At 61.0% G+C, this 18,936-nt stretch carries 14 protein-coding genes; 7 read left to right on the forward strand and 7 right to left on the reverse strand.

Going from position 1 to position 18,936, the window contains the following annotated elements; translation table 11 throughout:
• Window positions 1-21 precede the first annotated feature (21 nt).
• The 3 genes from glmU to PR018_RS06365 all read left to right on the forward strand — a co-directional run bounded on the left by glmU (window position 22) and on the right by PR018_RS06365 (window position 4,230).
• Complete coding sequence (gene glmU / locus PR018_RS06355) at window positions 22-1,383, forward strand: bifunctional UDP-N-acetylglucosamine diphosphorylase/glucosamine-1-phosphate N-acetyltransferase GlmU (protein WP_142822623.1); 1,362 nt, start codon at window positions 22-24, stop codon at window positions 1,381-1,383.
• Window positions 1,384-1,491: 108 nt separating this feature from the next.
• Window positions 1,492-3,318 carry a glutamine--fructose-6-phosphate transaminase (isomerizing) gene (glmS, locus tag PR018_RS06360; protein WP_142822625.1) on the forward strand — a complete coding sequence of 609 codons (1,827 nt, stop codon included), beginning with the start codon at window positions 1,492-1,494 and terminating at the stop codon, window positions 3,316-3,318.
• 165 nt (window positions 3,319-3,483) lie between these two features.
• Entirely contained in the window at window positions 3,484-4,230 is a 747-nt protein-coding gene (locus tag PR018_RS06365; RefSeq protein WP_142822627.1) for a DUF502 domain-containing protein, read from the forward strand.
• Here the strand turns inward: PR018_RS06365 and recG are convergent.
• Window positions 4,186-6,288 carry an ATP-dependent DNA helicase RecG gene (recG, locus tag PR018_RS06370; RefSeq protein WP_142829060.1) on the reverse strand — a complete coding sequence of 701 codons (2,103 nt, stop codon included), beginning with the start codon at window positions 6,286-6,288 and terminating at the stop codon, window positions 4,186-4,188. The genes PR018_RS06365 and recG overlap by 45 nt on opposite strands.
• 176 nt (window positions 6,289-6,464) lie before the next feature.
• Between recG and PR018_RS06375 the strand changes: the two genes are divergently transcribed.
• Entirely contained in the window at window positions 6,465-6,782 is a 318-nt protein-coding gene (locus PR018_RS06375) for an FAD assembly factor SdhE (RefSeq protein WP_111215621.1), read from the forward strand.
• Window positions 6,779-10,279: a transcription-repair coupling factor gene (gene mfd / locus PR018_RS06380; protein ID WP_142822629.1), complete on the forward strand. Its 3,501-nt coding sequence runs from the start codon at window positions 6,779-6,781 to the stop codon at window positions 10,277-10,279. Before PR018_RS06375 ends, mfd begins: the two co-directional genes overlap by 4 nt.
• 63 nt (window positions 10,280-10,342) lie before the next feature.
• Here the strand turns inward: mfd and PR018_RS06385 are convergent, their stop codons facing one another.
• Together PR018_RS06385 and PR018_RS06390 are read right to left on the reverse strand one after the other, a co-directional pair.
• Window positions 10,343-11,014, reverse strand: a complete 672-nt coding sequence (locus PR018_RS06385; RefSeq protein WP_142822631.1) for a DsbA family oxidoreductase — start codon at window positions 11,012-11,014, stop codon at window positions 10,343-10,345.
• A gap of 81 nt (window positions 11,015-11,095) precedes the next feature.
• Window positions 11,096-12,907: an extracellular solute-binding protein gene (locus PR018_RS06390; RefSeq protein ID WP_142822632.1), complete on the reverse strand. Its 1,812-nt coding sequence runs from the start codon at window positions 12,905-12,907 to the stop codon at window positions 11,096-11,098.
• Between the two features lie 268 nt (window positions 12,908-13,175).
• Between PR018_RS06390 and PR018_RS06395 the strand changes: the two genes are divergently transcribed.
• On the forward strand, window positions 13,176-13,820 hold the full coding sequence (locus PR018_RS06395; protein WP_142822634.1) for an invasion associated locus B family protein: 645 nt from the start codon (window positions 13,176-13,178) through the stop codon (window positions 13,818-13,820).
• Window positions 13,821-13,944: 124 nt separating this feature from the next.
• Here the strand turns inward: PR018_RS06395 and hspQ are convergent, their stop codons facing one another.
• From hspQ to PR018_RS06410, 3 genes are all read right to left on the reverse strand, one after another.
• Window positions 13,945-14,274, reverse strand: a complete 330-nt coding sequence (gene hspQ, locus PR018_RS06400) for a heat shock protein HspQ (protein ID WP_111215626.1) — start codon at window positions 14,272-14,274, stop codon at window positions 13,945-13,947.
• Between the two features lie 177 nt (window positions 14,275-14,451).
• Window positions 14,452-15,861 (reverse strand): type I glutamate--ammonia ligase, encoded by a 1,410-nt coding sequence (gene glnA / locus PR018_RS06405; RefSeq protein WP_142822635.1) that lies wholly within the window; start codon window positions 15,859-15,861, stop codon window positions 14,452-14,454.
• A 53-nt stretch (window positions 15,862-15,914) separates the two neighbouring features.
• Window positions 15,915-16,253, reverse strand: a complete 339-nt coding sequence (locus tag PR018_RS06410) for a P-II family nitrogen regulator (protein WP_003579240.1) — start codon at window positions 16,251-16,253, stop codon at window positions 15,915-15,917.
• Window positions 16,254-16,594: 341 nt separating this feature from the next.
• Between PR018_RS06410 and PR018_RS06415 the strand changes: the two genes are divergently transcribed.
• Window positions 16,595-18,070, forward strand: coding sequence for an NAD(P)H-hydrate dehydratase (locus PR018_RS06415; protein WP_142822637.1), 1,476 nt, complete (start codon window positions 16,595-16,597; stop codon window positions 18,068-18,070).
• 6 nt (window positions 18,071-18,076) lie between these two features.
• On the opposite strand, the gene PR018_RS06420 is transcribed toward PR018_RS06415, so the two are convergent.
• Window positions 18,077-18,886 (reverse strand): DUF72 domain-containing protein, encoded by an 810-nt coding sequence (locus tag PR018_RS06420; protein ID WP_142822638.1) that lies wholly within the window; start codon window positions 18,884-18,886, stop codon window positions 18,077-18,079.
• Window positions 18,887-18,936 lie beyond the last annotated feature (50 nt).

The raw sequence follows: 18,936 nt of genomic DNA on the forward strand, positions 1-18,936 counted from the left end.
ATCCAGTCGCCGGAGCTCGCCATGGAACGCACCTGCCTTGCCGTCATTCTTGCTGCCGGCGACAGCACCCGTATGAAGTCGTCGATGTCGAAGGTGCTGCATCCCATCGCTGGTCGCCCGATGATCGCGCATGTGATGGAAGCCATTGCCAGGACCGATATTGGAGCGACAGCGCTCGTCGTCGGGCGCGATGCCGAGGCTGTCACCCGGGCAGCCCGGCGCGACGGCATGGAGATCCAGGCTTTCCTCCAGAAGGAGCGACGCGGAACCGGCCACGCCGTGCTGGCAGCGAAAGAGGCGATTGCATCCGGCTACGACGATATCCTGATTGCCTATGGCGATGTTCCGCTGATCACCGATGGACCGCTCCGGGCGGCGCGGGCAGGGCTTGCTGCCGGCAACGATGTCGTCGTGATCGGCTTTCACACGGACAAGCCGAGCGGTTACGGACGGCTTCTGGTCAGGGACGACGAACTGATCGCGATCCGCGAGGAGAAGGACGCGACCGATGAAGAGCGCGCCGTGACCTGGTGCAACAGCGGCTTGATGGCAATCAACGGTGCCAAAGCGCTGGACCTGTTGTCGCGTATCACCAACGAAAATGCCAAGGGCGAATATTATCTGACCGACCTCGTCGAGATCGCCCGCTCCGAGGGCGGCCGCGTGGTTGCGGTCGATGCGCCCGAGTCAGAGGTCATCGGTTGCAACAATCGCGCTGAACTGGCCGTCATCGAGCGCCTCTGGCAACAGCGACGCCGATACGAGGTCATGCTGTCGGGCGTGACGATGATCGCCCCGGAGACCGTTTATCTCTCCTACGACACGATCATCGGCCCCGATGCGCTGATCGAGCCGAATGTCGTCTTCGGCCCCGGTGCTGTGGTCGAGGGCGGGGCGGTGATCCACGCCTTCTCCCATGTCGAAGGTGCGCGCATCAGCGAGGGTGCAACTGTCGGTCCGTTTGCGCGCCTGCGTCCCGGCGCCGATCTGGCGACAGGCGCCAAGGTCGGCAATTTCGTCGAGATCAAGAACGCGAAGATCGGCGAGGGCGCCAAGGTCAGCCACCTCACCTATATCGGCGATGCCACCGTTGGGGCCGACAGCAACATCGGCGCGGGCACCGTGACCTGCAACTACGATGGCATCAACAAGCACCACACGACCATCGGCGCCGGCAGCTTCATCGGCTCGAACTCGTCCCTCGTCGCCCCGGTCACCATCGGTGATGGCGCCTATGTGGCATCCGGCAGCGTGATCACTGCCGACGTGCCGGCCGACGCTCTGGCGCTCGGACGCGCGCGGCAGGAGATCAAGCCGGAGCGTGCGCGGCTGATCCGCGAACGGTCGCGAGCGCTGAAGGCGGCAAGGTCGGCAAAATCCTGAAAATCGGCTGCGTAACGGTCGGAAATTCAATGTGACCGCCAGTACGATTGAGTAACGCCGAAGAACCGCTAGAAGTCGTTGCATCGAAGAGTTGAGACGGAGAAGTTCATGTGCGGCATTGTCGGTATCGTAGGAGCCAAGCCTGTGGCCGGCCGTTTGGTGGATGCGCTGAAGCGTCTCGAATATCGCGGCTACGATTCGGCCGGCGTCGCCACCATCCATGACGACATTCTCGAGCGCCGCCGCGCCGAAGGAAAGCTGTTCAATCTCGAAAGCCTGCTCGACCGCGAGCCGCTGGACGGATCGATCGGCATTGCCCATACGCGGTGGGCGACCCACGGCATTCCGAATGAAACCAATGCCCATCCGCATTTCGTCGATGGCGTCGCTGTTGTCCACAACGGCATCATCGAGAACTTTTCCGAGTTGCGCGAAGAGCTGAAAGGCGAGGGCGCAGTCTTTACCACCCAGACCGACACCGAGGTTGTTGCCCATCTGCTGGCAAAGTCGATCCGGGACGGCCTTGAGCCGCAGGCAGCGATGCTCCGCATGCTCAACCGCGTCACCGGCGCGTATGCGCTGGTGGTTATGTTCAAGGATCATCCCGATGTGCTGATGGCTGCCCGCTCGGGCCCACCGCTGGCCATCGGCTACGGCCGTGGCGAGATGTTCCTCGGCTCGGACGCCATCGCGCTGTCGCCTTTCACCAACGACATCGCCTATCTCGTCGACGGCGACTTCGCCATCGTGACGCACGAGACTGCCGAGATCTTCGATTTTGCCGGCACGCCGGTCCAGCGGGCCCGGCAGATCTCGCAGGCGACCGCCTTCGTCGTCGACAAGGGCAATCACCGGCATTTCATGGAAAAGGAAATCTATGAACAGCCGGAAGTCATCTCCCACGCGCTGGGCCATTATGTCGACTTTGCCAGCAACCGCATCAATGCCAATGCTTCGGCAATCGATTTCAGCAAGGTGACCGGCCTTGCGGTATCTGCCTGCGGCACTGCATTTCTTGCAGGCCTGATCGGCAAATACTGGTTCGAGCGCTATGCGCGCCTCCCGGTTGAAATCGACGTCGCATCCGAGTTCCGATACCGCGAGATGCCACTCTTGCCGAGCCAGGCAGCGCTATTCATCTCGCAGTCCGGCGAGACGGCAGATACGCTGGCGTCGCTCCGCTACTGCAAGGAAAATGGCCTGAAGATCGGCGCCATCGTCAACGTTCGCGAATCGACCATTGCCCGTGAATCCGATGCTGTCTTCCCGATCATGGCAGGCCCCGAGATCGGCGTCGCTTCGACCAAGGCCTTCACCTGCCAGCTGGCCGTCCTGGCAGCGCTCGCAATTGGAGCCGGTCGAGCGCGCGGGACTGTCAGCGCCGACGAGGAGGTGACCCTTGTCCGCCATCTGGCAGAGATGCCCCGCATTATGAGCCGGGTGTTGAACCTTATCCAGCCCCAGATGGAAAGCCTTGCCCGCGAAATCGCCAAGTTCAAGGACGTCCTCTATCTCGGTCGCGGCACCAGCTACCCGCTGGCCATGGAAGGCGCGCTGAAGCTGAAAGAAATTTCCTACATTCACGCCGAAGGCTACGCGGCAGGCGAGCTCAAGCACGGACCGATCGCCTTGATCGACGAAAACATGCCGGTCATCGTCATCGCGCCCTACGATCGCTTTTTCGAGAAGACCATTTCGAACATGCAGGAGGTCGCGGCACGCGGCGGGCGCATCATCTTTATTACCGACGAGGCAGGCGCTGCCGCCTCCAACCTGCCGACCATGGCGACTATCGTCCTGCCGGTCGTCGATGAAATCATTGCGCCGATGATCTTCTCCATGCCGATCCAGCTGCTTGCCTATCACACGGCAGTCTTCATGGGTACCGACGTCGACCAGCCCCGCAATCTGGCGAAATCGGTCACGGTTGAGTGATCCGAGGCGCGACATTGTCGATTGCGGTGTCCTGATACGTTAACCGTTGGGTAGCAAGCGTTGCTGCGGGTTGTGCGTCGCAGCAACTTCTGGCAATTTCAACTCTGTCGGCAATGGGGATTTTGCTGGCGAGGCGGCAGGCTGAACGGAGTTCAGAAACGACAAATGGCGGAAAATCCCGAAAAGACGACGACGAGACTGTCGGTCGCGGCACGCATCCGCAATAATTTTCTGACGGGGCTCATCATCTGCGCACCGATCGCCATTACGCTGTGGCTGACCTGGTCCGTCGTCCACTGGGCTGACAGCTGGGTTGAACCCTACATTCCCGCCCGCTACGACCCCGAGAGCTACCTCAACTTCGCCGTGCCCGGAACCGGCCTTGTCATGGCGATGATCTTCATCACTATCATCGGCTTTCTCGGCAAGAACCTCATCGGCCAAAGCATCGTCCAGTTCGGTGAATCCTTGGTGCGCCGTGTGCCGCTAGTCCGCACCATTTACAAGAGCCTCAAGCAGATCTTCGAAACGGTGCTGAAGGAGAAGAGCAATTCTTTCAAGCAGGTGGGGCTGATCGAATATCCGAGCCCCGGCCTCTGGTCGCTTGTCTTCGTCGCAACCGATGCAAAGGGCGAGATCGCATCCAAGTTCAACGCCATGGGTGTGGACATGGTCAGTGTCTTCCTGCCGCCGACGCCAGTTCCGACCGCAGGCTTTTTGGTTTTCGTGCCGCGCGAAAAAATCGTCATTCTCGACATGAGCCCGGAAGACGGGGCGAGGCTTCTCATTTCAGGCGGACTGGTGACGCCGGATCACGTCGATGCTTTGCCCACATCGGAACTCCACACAGCTTACAAGGCAAAGCGCCTAGCCCGCGCGGAGAAAGCGGATCGCCTCATCACGCCGGAATAGATAGAGCAGCGTCCTGACGGCCTGGCCGCGATCGCTGACGAGATCTGCGTCCCGTTCAATGAGATAGGCGGCGTCTTTCCGGGCAATTTCCAGAAGATCGGCATGGGCTTCGATGCTGGCGATGCGAAAGCCCGGGGTGCCCGACTGACGGGTGCCAAGAAGCTCACCTTCGCCGCGCAATTTCAGGTCTTCCTCGGCGATTCGAAAACCGTCCTCGGTGTCGCGCATGATCGATAGCCGCGCATGGCCGGTTTCGCTGAGCGGTCCCTTGTAGAGAAGGATGCAGCTCGACGCCTCGTCACCGCGTCCGACACGACCGCGCAACTGGTGCAGCTGCGCCAGCCCGAAGCGCTCGGCGTGCTCGATGACCATGATCGTCGCATCCTGTACGTCGACGCCGACTTCCACAACAGTAGTCGCCACCAGCAGCCTGGTTTCGCCGTTCTTGAAAGCCCGCATCGCGGCATCCTTTTCCGGCCCGCTCATCCGCCCGTGGATGAGCCCGACCTTGGGCCCGAAGAACTGCGCGAGTGTCTCGAAGCGTTCCTCGACGGACATCAGGTCGGATTGCTCCGACTCTTCCACCAGCGGGCAGATCCAGTAGGCCTTCTTGCCATCGGCAAGGGCGCCGCGGAGCCGCTGGACGATATCGCCGACGCGTTCCGTGGGAACGGTCACGGTATGGATAGGCTTGCGGCCGGCCGGCTTTTCCGTCAGCTTCGAGACATCCATGTCGCCGAACGCGGCCAGCACCAGCGTTCTGGGGATCGGCGTCGCCGTCATCACCAGCATATGCGGTGAGATTCCCTTGGCCGTCAGGCGCAGCCGCTGGTGGACGCCGAACCGGTGCTGCTCATCGACGACAGCCAGCATCAGGTTTGCATAGGAGACGCTGTCCTGAAACAGCGCATGGGTGCCGATGACGATCTGGGCCTGACCGGACGCAATGCGCTCGAGGATCCCGTCACGCTCCTTGCCCTTCGTGCGGCCTGTGAGGACTTCGATAGAAAGTCCTGCAACCGCATTGAATTTCGAGATCGTGCTATAGTGCTGGCGGGCGAGGATTTCCGTTGGCGCCATCAGCACCGCCTGTCCGCCGTTCTCGATCACAGCGGCAATCGCCATCAATGCCACCAGCGTCTTGCCGGCACCTACATCCCCCTGCAGCAGGCGCAGCATGCGGTCGCTGCCCGCCATGTCCTTCAGGACGTCGGCGATTGCCGCCGTCTGGCTGCCGGTCAGCGAGAAAGGCAGCGCCCCAAGAATCCGGCTGCTGATCTTACCGGTCGCATGAACTGGCTGGCCCGGCACGCGACGCAGCCGCTGGCGGACAAGTGCCAGAGACAACTGGCCAGCCAGGAACTCGTCATAGGCAAGGCGACGGCGGGCAGGTGCCTGCGGGTCGATGTCTTTAGCATCGCGCGGATCGTGCAGCATCCGGAAGCTCGTCGCGAAATCGGAAAATCCCTGCTTCGTCACCAACGCTGCGTCGTCCCATTCCGGCATATCCGGCATGCGCGTCAGCGCCGCCTCAATCGCCTTGCGGACGGTGCGCAATGTCAGGCCGGCGCTCAGCGGGTAGACGGGCTCCACCAGCGGCAGCGTCTCGCCTTCGCTTTCGCGGACGATGTAATCCGGATGCACCATCGACGGACGGCCGTTGAACCAGTCGACCTTGCCGCTGACGGTGACGGTCTCGCCGAGCGGCAGCTGCTTTTCTAGCCACTGTGCCTTGCCTCGGAAGAAGACGAGGCCGAGTTCGCCGGTCTCGTCATGCAGGAACACGCGGTACGGCTGGCTGGTGCGCGGCGGCGGCGCCTGATGGCGGTCGACCCGACCGGTGATGGTGACGATGGTCCCCTGCGGCGCCCGTGCAATTCCCGGCTGTTCGCGCCGGTCGACGATTGATGAGGGGGCATGGAACAGCAGGTCGACGACCCTGGTGTCCTCAAGATTTTCGCGGCCAAGCAGCTTTACCAGCAGGTCGGCCACTTTTGGCCCGACGCCCGGCAGCGAGGAAATGGAAGCAAACAGCAGATCGAGAATGGCAGGGCGCATGATGGCGGCAAAATGCGACGGCGGACACCGCTTTGGCAAGGCCGGATAATGCGATCCGCCGACAGTTCTCGACATGCCCCCGGAAAAATCCCCGGCAACGTCTTTTTTCCGAAAAACCGGTTCCCACATTTCGAAGCGATGCTTTATAGAGACGCAGCAACAAGAAGGTGTGTGAGATGACAGGCGTAACACTGAGCAGCGCGCTCCTCGATCCACGCCGCAAGCGGATTCTGTTTCGTTGCTGGCATCGCGGTCTCCGGGAAATGGACCTCGTGTTCGGCCAGTTCGCCGACGCCGAGCTGCCCACGCTGTCGGAGACCGAGCTCGACGAGTTCGAGATCATCATGGATGAGGAAGACAACGATCTGAACCGCTGGATTCTAGGCACGCTGCCGGTGCCAGAACGATTCCAGACGCCGCTGTTTGCCCGTATAGCCGCCTATGCGCCGGATTTCGAACAGATGACCGCCGACCTGCGCAGGGTCGCGGAATGATTGCAGGTATCGACGTCAGGAAGCTTGCAGCGGCGCCGGTGCCGCTGACGATCGGCAACGTTCCGGCCGGCCTCGATCCATTTATCATCGCCGAACTGGCGCGGTCCGGCGAACCGGTCGCCTACGTGCTGTCGGACGGACAGCGCATGGCTGACATCGAGCAGATGCTGTCCTTCATTGCGCCTGAAATCCCGGTGCTGACCCTTCCGGCCTGGGACTGCCTTCCCTATGACCGCGTTTCCCCAAGTTCCGACACGTCTGCACGCCGGCTGGCGGCACTTGGCGGGCTGATCGCATACCACAAGAAGCCGCATGCGGCGATCGTGCTCGTGACCGTCAATGCCCTGCTGCAGAAGGTCGCCCCGCAGGACGTGATCGAAAGCCTGGCCTTCTCGGCAAAGCCCGGCAGCCAGTTGCGCATGAACGATATCGCCGGCCGCCTGGAGCGTAACGGTTTCGACCGGGTCGCGACCGTGCGCGAGGTCGGTGAATTCGCGGTGCGCGGCGGTATTCTCGATGTCTTCGTGCCCGGGTCCGAAGAGCCCGTGCGCCTCGATTTCTTCGGCGATACGCTGGAGAGCATCCGCAGCTTCGATCCGGCAAGCCAGCGGACGACCGGGCAGGTGCGCTCGCTCGATCTCAATCCGATGAGCGAAGTGACGCTGACGCCGGATACGATCAGCCGCTTCCGTACCAATTACCTGGCGACCTTCGGCGCTGCCACCCGCGACGACGCCCTGTATGTCGCCGTCTCCGAAGGCCGGCGGTATCCCGGCATGGAGCACTGGCTGCCCCTTTTTTATGAAAAGCTCGATACGATCTTCGACTACCTGAAGGGCTTCCGCTTCATCACCGACCATACGGTGCGCGAGGCCGCCGAGGAGCGCTCGAAGCTCGTCCGCGACTATTACGAGGCGCGCCAGCAGTCCGGCGAGCAGCGCAAGGGCGCGATGACGCAGGGCACCCCCTACAAGCCTGTGGCCCCCGGCGAGCTTTACCTCGACGGCAAGATGTTTGGCGCGACGCTCGATGCCTTCAACGCCATACGGATGTCGCCGTTCAACGAGCACGAGGGCGCGACCCGGATGGTGGTCAATGTCGATGCGCGACAGGGGCCGCGCTGGGCTCGCGGTGCCACCGAGCAAGTCGATGCCGAGCGCGTCAACGTCTTCGATGCCGTCGTCAAGCATATCGCAGATCGTCGTGCGGCCGGTGGCAAGGTACTCGTCACCGCCTGGACGGAAGGCTCGCTGGAGCGCCTGCTACAGGTGCTCGCCGAGCATGGCCTGCAACGCGTCAAGACCATCGAGGCGATGAAGGATGTCGATGCGCTGGCCAAGGGCGAGGCGGCAGCGGCCGTGCTCAACCTGGAAAGTGGTTTCGAAACCGGCAATCTGGTCGTCATCGGTGAACAGGACATTCTCGGCGACCGCATGGTCCGCCGCTCCAAGCGCAGCAAGCGCGGCGCCAACTTCATCTCCGAAGTCGCAGGCCTCGACGAAGGCTCGATCGTCGTCCACGCCGAACACGGCATAGGCCGCTTTGTCGGTCTCCGGACAATCGAGGCAGCCGGTGCACCGCATGCCTGCCTCGAGCTGCTCTATGCCGACGACGCAAAGCTGTTCCTGCCGGTCGAAAACATCGACCTCCTGTCGCGCTACGGCTCGGAAACCAGCGACGCGCAGCTGGACAGGCTCGGCGGCGGTGCATGGCAGATGCGCAAGGCCAAGCTGAAGAAGCGGCTGCTGGATATGGCCGGATCCCTGATCCGTATCGCGGCCGAACGCCTGACGCGCCATGCGCCGGCGCTGATCGCACCCGATGGCATCTACGACGAGTTCGCAGCTCGCTTCCCCTACGACGAGACCGAGGACCAGGCGAACGCCATTGACGCCGTGCGTGACGATCTCGCAGCCGGCCGGCCGATGGATCGGCTCGTGTGCGGCGACGTCGGGTTCGGCAAGACGGAAGTGGCGTTGCGCGCCGCCTTCGTCGCGGCGATGAACGGCGCCCAGGTGGCAATCGTCGTGCCGACGACGCTGCTGGCCCGCCAGCATTTCAAGACGTTTTCCGAGCGTTTCCGTGGTCTGCCGATCCGCGTCCAGCAGGCTTCGCGCCTGGTTGGCGCAAAGGAACTGGCACTGACCAAGAAGGAAGTCGCCGAAGGCAAGACCGACATCGTCGTCGGTACGCACGCGCTGCTCGGCAACGGCATCAAGTTCGCCAATCTTGGCCTGCTGGTCATCGATGAGGAGCAGCATTTCGGCGTCAAGCACAAGGAGCGGCTGAAGGAGCTGAAGAGCGACGTCCACGTCCTCACCCTGTCGGCAACGCCGATCCCGCGCACCCTGCAGCTGGCCATGACCGGCGTCCGGGAACTGTCGCTGATCAAGACTCCGCCGGTAGACCGCATGGCGGTCCGCACCTTCATCTCGCCCTTCGATTCGCTGGTGATCCGCGAAACGCTGATGCGCGAGCATTATCGCGGGGGCCAGAGTTTCTATGTCTGCCCGCGGCTCGCCGACCTTGCCGATATTCACGCTTTCCTGCAATCGGATCTGCCGGAACTGAAAGTTGCCGTTGCCCATGGCCAGATGCCGGCGAGCGAGCTCGAAGACATCATGAATGCCTTCTACGAGGGCCGCTACGATGTGCTGCTGTCGACCACCATCGTCGAATCCGGCCTCGACGTGCCGACTGCCAACACCCTGATCGTCCACCGCGCCGACATGTTCGGGCTTGCCCAGCTCTACCAGCTGCGCGGTCGTGTCGGACGTTCCAAGGTGCGGGCCTTCGCGCTGTTCACGCTTCCCGTCAACAAGGTGCTCACCTCGACGGCGGAGCGCCGCCTCAAGGTGCTTCAGTCGCTGGATACGCTCGGCGCCGGCTTCCAGCTCGCCAGCCACGATCTGGATATCCGAGGCGCCGGCAATCTGCTGGGCGAGGAGCAGTCTGGCCATATCAAGGAGGTTGGCTTCGAACTCTACCAGCAGATGCTGGAAGAGGCCGTGGTCGAAGTGAAGGGCGTCGACGAGATCCAGGACACCGGCTGGTCGCCGCAGATTTCGGTGGGCACGCCGGTGATGATCCCCGACGACTATGTGCCCGACCTGCACCTGCGCATGGCGCTCTACCGCCGGCTCGGCGAGATCACCGATCTCAAGGAAATCGACGGTTTCGGCGCCGAGATGATCGACCGCTTCGGACCCATGCCGATCGAGGTGCAGCACCTGCTGAAGATCGTCTACATCAAGTCGCTCTGCCGCATTGCCCATGTGGAGAAGCTCGATGCCGGTCCGAAGGGTGTCGTCGTGCAGTTCCGCCACAAGGAATTCCCGAATCCGGCAGCCCTCGTCGGCTATATCGCCAGGCAGGGCTCAATGGCGAAGATCAGGCCAGACCACAGCGTCTTCCTCACCCGCGACCTCCCAACACCAGCCAAGCGCTTGGCGGGCGCCGCCGTAGTCATGACGCAGCTGGCGGAACTGGCAAAATAAAAGGCTGCGTGCCCTGACGGAGCGCGCAGCCTGATTTACAGGGTAAATGTGAGAAATGCTGCGCTAGTTGAGCGCCGCGCGGGCCTCGCCCTTCGTCTTGGCGATGTCGCGGAGCGCGTTGGCAATCACATCCGGCGTCTGCGCGCCGCTGACTGCATATTGCTGGTCGAAGATAAAGAACGGCACGCCGTTTACGCCCATTTGCCGTGCCGACTCGATTTCCGCGACGATCAGGTCGCTGTCGGCGTCGGATGCGAGGAGGGCCTCGATGACAGCGCGATCCAGTCCGGCGGCTTCGGCGATGTCGAGAAGTACGGCGTGGTCGCCGACATTTCTGCCTTCTTCGAAATTCGCCTTGAAGAGGCCATCGACCACCCGGTTCTGGAGCTCGCGATCTTCGGTCACAGCCCAGTGGATCAGTCTGTGGGCATCGAGCGTGTTCGGGCCGATGGTGATGGCATCGAAATTGAATGCAATTCCGACCTCGCGGCCAAGACCTGCGAGCATCGCGTGAGCGCTGGCCACCTTGTCTGCACCGCCGAGCTTTTCAGCCAGCTTCTGCTTCTGGTCGACGCCTTCAGGCGGATAATCCGGATTGAGGCGGTAAGGGCGCCAGTTAATGTCGACACCGACTTCGTCCTGCACTTCGGCAATCGCCAGTTCGAGCCGCGCCTTGCCGAGGTAGCACCACGGGCAGACGACGTCCGAGACGATATCGATTGTGATGCGTTCCATGGTCGTTGCCCTTTCCTGTTGATCGGACCGAAATAGTCTCTTTGCCGCCGGGCTTCAACCAGGCACCAAAAAGGAACCACCTCACTGCACCGAAGCATCCCACCACACAGGCAGCTGATAGCCGTACAAGGGAGTGACATCCGGATGCCCTATCCGCTTGTGCCGTGCCACATATTGCTGGTCGATATGATAAAGCGGCACGAAGTAATGCCCGGAAAGCAACAGCCGGTCGAAGGAACGGACGGCATCGCGAAAATCCTCAACGCCGCGCGCCGAGAGAATGTGGCCGATCAACGTATCCACATCGGGATCGGCAACGCCCGCGAAGTTCTCGCTGCCCTGTCGATCACGCGCCACCGAGCCCCATCGCCCGACCTGCTCGATGCCCGGCGAGAGGGAAGATGTGAACGATTTGATGATGATGTCGTAGTCGAAGCTGATTGTCCGGCGCTGGTACTGCGAATCGTCGACGGTGCGGATCGCCACCTCGATCCCCAGCAGGTTCAGCGTTCTCCGGTAGGCGATGGCTAGTCTCTCCTGGTCGGCATTCTGTGTCATGATCTCAAACGCCAGCTGATGCCCGCCGGCATCGACCATCTTGCCATCCTTGATCGTGTATCCACCTGCCTTCAGCAGATCCACGGCCCGGCGCAGCACAGCGCGGTCGCGGCCGGAACCGTTGGTCACGGGCAGTTTGTATGTGCCATCGAGCACGGCCGGATCGATGCGCTTGCTGATCGGACCCAGCATTTCGAGCTCGCGGGCATCGGCGGATACGCCGAAGGACGACAGGTCCGAGCCCTGCCAGTAGCTCTCCGTTCGCGTGTAGGCGCCTGACGATAGGTTCTTGTTGACCCACTCGAAATCGAAGGCCAGCGAAAGACCTTCGCGGACTTTTACATTGGCAAAGATCGGTCGCCGAGTGTTGAAGACGAAGCCGAACATGCCGCTGGGAAGCTTGGGATTGAAGACATCCTTCACAACCTCGCCGGAGCGCGCCGCCGGAAAATCATAGGCATTTGCCCAGTGGCCCGGGCTGCCATCCGCATAGATATCGACATCGCCCTTTTTGAATGCCTCGAACAGCGTGTTTTCCTGCAAGAAGTAATGAACGGTCAGCAGGTCGTAATTGTCGACCCCGACCTTGGCCGGAATATCCTTGCCCCAGTAATCCGGGTTCCGCGCAAAGACGATGCTGTCGCCCGGGTTCACCGTTTTCACCCGGTAAGGCCCGGATCCGATGGGTGCCACCAGCGTCGTCTGGTCGAACTTGTCCGGATCGATCGCATGCTGCGGCAGGATCGGCGTCGAGCTGGCAATGATCATCGGCGTTTCGCGGTCGGCCTTGTCGTTGAAGGTGAAGCGGACACTGTGCTCGCCGACCTTCTCCATCTTGGCAACGGCATTCAGCCGGTTTGAGTAGGGCACGCGGCCCTTGTCGCGCAAAAGGTTGAAGCTGAAGATCACATCATCCGGCGTCACCGGCTGGCCATCCGACCATTTGGCGGCGGGATTGAGATTGAACTGGATATAGGACCGCTTGTCGTCCCATTCGGCGGTCTGGGCGAGCAGACCGTAGAGAGTGAACGGCTCGTCGCGCGAGCGCTGCATCAGCGTTTCGTAGACGATGTTGCCGTAGTCCGGATCCCACATGCCGCGCGCCGTGGTCCGCATGCTCTTGAGGATGAACGGGTTGAGATTATCGAAGGTGCCGACCACACCGTAGCTGATATGGCCGCCCTTCTTGACGGACGGATTGACGTAAGGGAGGGCCTTGAAGTCGGCGGCAAGCGCGGGATCGCCGTGCATGGCAAGGCCGTGCACGGGGTCCGCCTGAGCGGTCTTGCAAAGCATTGCCGCAGCTAGATAAATCGCGACCCGGAGCGCTCGCATGGCATCCTTTCCCATAAGGGCATGATTCGTGACGGCGACCTTATCATGGCCTCCTCGATCCAAGACATAGGCATCGGATTTGTCCATCCTGCGGCCGAAACCTGCAAAGAAAAGCTGGATATCCGAAGCAACGCCATGTAACAGGTGATCCACAGTTCGGAGTCATGCATTTGCCTTATTCTTTCGACAGGTGGACAGCAGTTTGACCCGAAAGGCATGAGGTGGCAGAAGGCTGCTTTGCATCGGATTTCAGGAGGCGGATTTCGCTATGACGTTCAAAACTGACAAAACAATTCGCGCGGCTCTGTCTGCACTCGCACTCGTGATCGGCGCTTCCGCGCCCGCTTTTGCGCAGGATGCACCGGCTGCTCCGGCCGATGGCGCCGCTCAGACCCCGCGTCTCGGCTGGTACAAGACATGCGCCAAGCAGGATGACAACGACATCTGCATCGTCCAGAACCTGATCATGGCCAACAGCGGCCAGCTGGTGACGGCAATCGGACTGATCTCCATCGATGGCAAGGTCAACCGCAAGATCCTGCAGATCTCCGTCCCGACAGCCCGCCTGATCGGACCTGGCATCACCATGCAGATCGATGGCGGCAAGGGCCAGAAGGTCGACTACGCCGTCTGCCTGCCAGACAAGTGCACGGCTGAAATTCCGCTGACGGATGCCACGATCGCATCTCTGAAGAAGGGCACGGACGTGACCTTCACATCGATCAACTTCCGCCGCGCTCCGAACCCAATCAAGGTCTCCCTGACCGGCTTCGGCGCCGCTTATGACGGCCCGGCGATCTCCGATACCAAGCTCGCAGAAAGCCAGCGCAGCCTGCAGGACAGCATGCAGAAGAAGGCTGAAGAAGCCCGCAAGAAGCTGGAAGACGCCCAGAAGGCCGCCAAGTCCCAGTGAGAATTACACATATCTGCATAAAAAGCCCGGTTCAGCCGGGCTTTTTTTATGGCTCACAGTCTAACGAAAATAAAAAAGGAAGCCGGTTTGTCGGCTTCCTTTTGCAGGCGTATCTGTGGAGGGATCAGTGGGCGAAGCTCATCTTGGGCTTGAGTTCGCCGGTCGTCTTGCGGTCGAAGATTTGGTAGACCTGCGGGTTGCGGAGAGGTTCTCCGCTGTCGTCGCTGACGAGGTTCTGCTCTGAGACATAAGCGACATATTCCGTCTCCTCGTTTTCAGCCAGCAGGTGATAGAACGGCTGGTCCTTGCTGGGACGAACCTCGGTCGGAATGGCATTCCACCATTCTTCCGTGTTGGCGAACTCCGGATCTACGTCGAACACGACGCCTCGGAACGGAAACACCCGATGCCGGACCACTTCGCCGATATTGAATTTTGCATCTTTTTGTTTCATGGCGCGACTTCCTTTCACGCAATTATGTGGGACGATGCGCCACATTTTTCAAGCCTTTTGCCGCCGTTGTCCCACAGCGCTGCCATAGTCAGGCGGCCGACAAGACCAGTAAAGCACGCCGCGCTGGCTCGGCGCAGAAAAAAGTCCCGGCGATGACCGGGACTTTCTGGTTGAGGACTAGGCCGAGTAGTACATGTCGAATTCGACCGGATGGGGTGTCATTTCGTAGCGCATGACCTCCACCATCTTCAGTTCGATGAACGAATCGATCTGGTCGTCGTCAAACACGCCGCCGGCCGTCAGGAACTTGCGGTCCCGATCGAGGTTTTCCAGCGCTTCACGCAGCGATGCGCAGACGGTCGGGATCTTCTTCAGTTCCTTCGGCGGCAGGTCGTACAGGTCCTTGTCCATCGGCTTGCCGGGATGGATCTTGTTCTTGATGCCGTCAAGGCCGGCCATCAGCATGGCGGCAAACGCCAGGTATGGGTTAGCAGTCGGATCCGGGAAGCGAACTTCTACGCGCTTCGCCTTCGGGTTGGAGCCGAAGGGAATACGGCAGGAAGCCGAACGATTGCGAGCCGAATAGGCAAGCAGCACCGGAGCCTCATAGCCCGGGACGAGACGCTTGTAGGAGTTCGTCGACGGGTTTGTGAAAGCGTTGATGGCCTTCGCGTGCTTGATGATGCCGCCGATGTAATAGAGGCAGGATTCCGACAGGCCGGCATACTCGTCGCCGGCGAAGGTCGGCTTGCCGCCCTTCCAGATCGACTGGTGCACATGCATGCCCGAGCCGTTATCGCCGAAGATCGGCTTGGGCATGAAGGTCGCCGTCTTGCCATAGGCGTTGGCGACCTGATGAACGACGTACTTGTAGATCTGGATCTTGTCGGCGTTGCGCACCAGCGTGTCGAACTTGACGCCGAGTTCGTGCTGTCCCGCAGCCACTTCGTGATGGTGCTTTTCAACCACGACGCCCATTTCGCCAAGAACCGTCAGCATCTCGGAGCGCATGTCCTGGCAACTGTCGATCGGCGGAACTGGAAAATAGCCGCCCTTGACGCGAGGACGGTGACCGAGGTTGCCGGTCTCGTAGTCGGTGTCGTCGTTCGACGGCAGTTCGCTGGAATCGAGCTTGAAGCCGGTGTTGTAGGGATCGGCTTTGTACTTGACGTCGTCGAATACGAAGAACTCAGGCTCCGGGCCTACGAAGATCGTGTCGCCGATGCCGGAAGCCTTCAGGTAGGCTTCTGCCTTCTTGGCGGTACCGCGCGGATCGCGATTGTAGGATTCGCCGGAAACCGGGTCCAGGATGTCGCAGAGGATGACCATGGTCGACTGCGCGAAGAACGGGTCCATGTGAACCGTTTCCGTGTCGGGCATCAGCACCATGTCGGATTCGTTGATGGCCTTCCATCCTCCGATAGAGGAGCCGTCGAACATGACGCCATCGGCGAACATGTCTTCATCGACGCAGGCAACGTCCATCGTCACGTGCTGCAGCTTGCCCTTCGGGTCCGTAAAGCGCAGGTCGACGAACTTGACGTCGTTGTCCTTGATCTGTTTCAGAATTTCGTTTGCGGTCGTCATGGGATGCTTCCTCGGTTTTTTATGACGATTTTGCCCTGGCCACCGGCGAGGGCTTAGATGGCATCTATACCCGTCTCTCCCGTACGGATTCGGATGACCTCTTCGATATTGGAAACGAAGATCTTTCCGTCGCCAATTCGTCCGGTCTGCGCCGCCTTGCGGATCGCGTCAATAACCGCTTCGGCATTTTCGTCTGCCAACACAACTTCGACCTTCACTTTCGGAAGGAAATCGACGACATATTCGGCACCACGGTAGAGTTCCGTGTGACCTTTCTGGCGACCGAAGCCCTTGGCTTCCGTGACAGTGATACCCTGCAAGCCGACTTCCTGAAGGGCTTCCTTCACTTCGTCCAGCTTGAATGGCTTTATGATCGCTTCGATCTTTTTCATGAGAAAATGTCTCTCCGCTTCTCCCGTTAGAGCGGACATTGCCCGCTCGCCCTTGTTGATGCACGTATCATGCCAGATTATCCAGAGATGTTTCGGTAAATGTTGCAGTTTTGAGCAATTTTGAGGCTGATACAGGGTTGTTTGACATATCGTGCCCCGAATTGAATATGCGCAGACACGTTTCGGACGATATCCGGAATGGAGGGCGGACCGCAGCGGTTGGAACGGCCTACACGCCCTGAATTCGACTGATTAAAAAGCGTGCTTTTGCTCAAATTTAAGTCGGCGGCACGCGGGATTTTTTGATTGTTTTTCAGGCGTCGTTGCGATCATTATCGTCCATGACACACACCCTAGCTGAACTCCTCCTGACACCCCAATCGATGGCGGCGGTCGACAAGGCCGCTGCGGCTTCAGGAATTGACTCTTTCGGACTGATGCAGAAAGCCGGCCGGGCGGTGGCGGCTGCGGCCTTGCGGGACTATCCGGAGACGCTGCGATACGCGGTCCTGTGCGGCCCCGGCAACAATGGCGGAGATGGCTACGTGGCCGCTTTGGCGTTGCACGAATGCGGTGCCGAGGTCGACGTATATCACCTCGGAGATGCAGCCGTGCTGAAGGGCGATGCGGCGCGCGCCTTTTCCGCCTGTCCGGTTGCCGGCTCGCCACTCGGTTCCTATCTGCCCCGGGCCGGCGACCTCGTCATCGATGCGATTTTCGGTGCCGGCCTCGCGCGGGATGTGCCTGACGCCGTCGCAGCCGTGATCGAACGAACACGTGCCGCTTCCATCCCGGTTATCGCCGTCGATTTGCCGTCGGGCGTCAACGGCGCTACCGGCCGAGTGCTGGGCGCCGCCTTTCGCGCTTCCCATACGGTAAGCTTCATGACGCGCAAACCCGGGCATCTGCTGATGCCGGGCAGGGAGCTGTGCGGCACGCTAGAGATCGTCGACATCGGCATTCCAGCCCGCATCGTCCGGGAAAACGCCAATGCGCTGATCGCCGAGAACACACCGGAACAGTGGCGGTCGGCCATGCCTGTAGCGTTAGTGGAGACCCATAAGTACAAACGCGGGCATCTGGTGGTCTTTTCCGGCAGCGAGACGGCGACGGGTGCGGCCCGCATGTCGGCCATGGCGGGTCTGAAGGCTGGGGCAGGGCTGGTCACGATCGCCTCTTCCAAAGCCGCGCTCAAAGTCAATGCCGGGGCGCTGACGGCGATCATGCTGCGCGAAATCGATGACAGAGCCGCTCTTGAGGAGTGGCTCGACGATGCGCGGCTATCGACCTTCGTTCTCGGCCCGGGTTTTGGCACGGGCGAAAAGGCACGGCAGTTCGTGGCGGCGCTGGTGGATCGACATCTCGTGCTCGATGCGGACGGCATCACCTCCTTCAAGGACGATCCATCTGCGCTCTTCGATGCTTTTGCGACGGGGCCGACGCATCTGGTTCTGACGCCGCACGAAGGCGAGTTCGGCCGTCTTTTCCCCGATATCGCCAAGGATGAAGCTCTCGGCAAGATCGAGAAGGCAATCGCAGCCGCAATGCGCTCGCACGCGGCAATCGTCTACAAAGGCGCCGACACGGTGATCGCCGCGCCAGACGGGCGGGCACTGATCAACTGCAATGCGCCGCCATGGTTGGCAACTGCCGGTTCCGGCGATGTGCTGGCGGGGATCATTGGCGGACTTCTGGCGCAGGGCATGCCGGCCTTCGAGGCCGCGGCCGCCGGTGTCTGGCTGCACGGCGAAGCGGGAAACCGGGCCGGCAAGGGCCTGACGGCCGAAGACCTGATGGGCCACGTCAGGCCGCTCTGACCGGTGCTAGGATTTGGCAAGCACGCCCTGCAGGGCAATGGCGCCCTGCGGTGCGTTGACTTTTCCATCGTGGATCATGAAGGCGAAAACATCCCGCGGCTGGACCTTCACCTTACGTGCAGCATCGATCAACGGCAGGTCGGCGGGCACCTTGCCTTCGGCCCAGGTCTGAAGGCGCTCCGCCCACTCTTTCAGTTCCTTCGGCGGATAGCAGGTCTTGATTTCATCGGAGCCCTTCTGCAGGCGGCCGTAGACGAAATCGGCGGTCACATCGGCGATCATCGGATAGTCGTGATGGTCGGCACAAACCGGGGCCACCTGGTATTTCTCCAGCAGCGCGACGAACTCCGGCACCTTGAACGAATCGTGGCGTACCTCGACCACATGCCGCAGCGGCAATCCGTCCTGCTTCTGTGGCAGGAGCTTCAGGAATCCTTCGAAGTCATCCGCATCGAATTTCTTCGTTGGTGCGAACTGCCAGAGCAGAGGGCCCAGTCGGTCGCCGAGCTCGCTGATGCCGGACTTCAGAAACCGCTCCATCGATTCCCCGGCTTCCACCAGTATCTTGCGATTGGTGACGTAGCGCGTCGCCTTCAGGCTGAAGATGAAGCCATCCGGCACCTCGGAGGCCCATTTTGCAAAGGTCGCCGGCTTCTGCGTCGCATAGTAGGTCCCGTTGACCTCGATCACCTTCAGCTTGCTGCTGGCGTAGCGCAACTCGTCTTTCTGCTTGAGATCGTCGGGGAAGAACGTCCCGCGCCAGGGCTCGAACGTCCAGCCGCCAATGCCGGTCCGAATGGTGCCTGACGCTGTCATATGCTTTCCCCGTTCATTTATGATGCCGGTATCCGGCGCTTCGAGTGTCC

Origin of the sequence: Rhizobium rhododendri (genome assembly GCF_007000325.2) — a bacterium.
GTDB lineage: Bacteria > Pseudomonadota > Alphaproteobacteria > Rhizobiales > Rhizobiaceae > Rhizobium > Rhizobium rhododendri.

Coding starts and splice junctions, on each gene's coding strand:
- PR018_RS06390 (WP_142822632.1), bottom strand. CDS start 12,907: ATGCGAGCGCTCCGGGTCGCGATTTATCTAGCTGCGGCAATGCTTTGC.
- glmS (WP_142822625.1), top strand. CDS start 1,492: ATGTGCGGCATTGTCGGTATCGTAGGAGCCAAGCCTGTGGCCGGCCGT.
- PR018_RS06410 (WP_003579240.1), bottom strand. CDS start 16,253: ATGAAAAAGATCGAAGCGATCATAAAGCCATTCAAGCTGGACGAAGTG.
- mfd (WP_142822629.1), top strand. CDS start 6,779: ATGATTGCAGGTATCGACGTCAGGAAGCTTGCAGCGGCGCCGGTGCCG.
- PR018_RS06415 (WP_142822637.1), top strand. CDS start 16,595: ATGACACACACCCTAGCTGAACTCCTCCTGACACCCCAATCGATGGCG.
- PR018_RS06375 (WP_111215621.1), top strand. CDS start 6,465: ATGACAGGCGTAACACTGAGCAGCGCGCTCCTCGATCCACGCCGCAAG.
- PR018_RS06395 (WP_142822634.1), top strand. CDS start 13,176: ATGACGTTCAAAACTGACAAAACAATTCGCGCGGCTCTGTCTGCACTC.
- PR018_RS06385 (WP_142822631.1), bottom strand. CDS start 11,014: ATGGAACGCATCACAATCGATATCGTCTCGGACGTCGTCTGCCCGTGG.
- glnA (WP_142822635.1), bottom strand. CDS start 15,861: ATGACGACCGCAAACGAAATTCTGAAACAGATCAAGGACAACGACGTC.
- recG (WP_142829060.1), bottom strand. CDS start 6,288: ATGCGCCCTGCCATTCTCGATCTGCTGTTTGCTTCCATTTCCTCGCTG.
- glmU (WP_142822623.1), top strand. CDS start 22: ATGGAACGCACCTGCCTTGCCGTCATTCTTGCTGCCGGCGACAGCACC.
- PR018_RS06420 (WP_142822638.1), bottom strand. CDS start 18,886: ATGACAGCGTCAGGCACCATTCGGACCGGCATTGGCGGCTGGACGTTC.
- hspQ (WP_111215626.1), bottom strand. CDS start 14,274: ATGAAACAAAAAGATGCAAAATTCAATATCGGCGAAGTGGTCCGGCAT.
- PR018_RS06365 (WP_142822627.1), top strand. CDS start 3,484: ATGGCGGAAAATCCCGAAAAGACGACGACGAGACTGTCGGTCGCGGCA.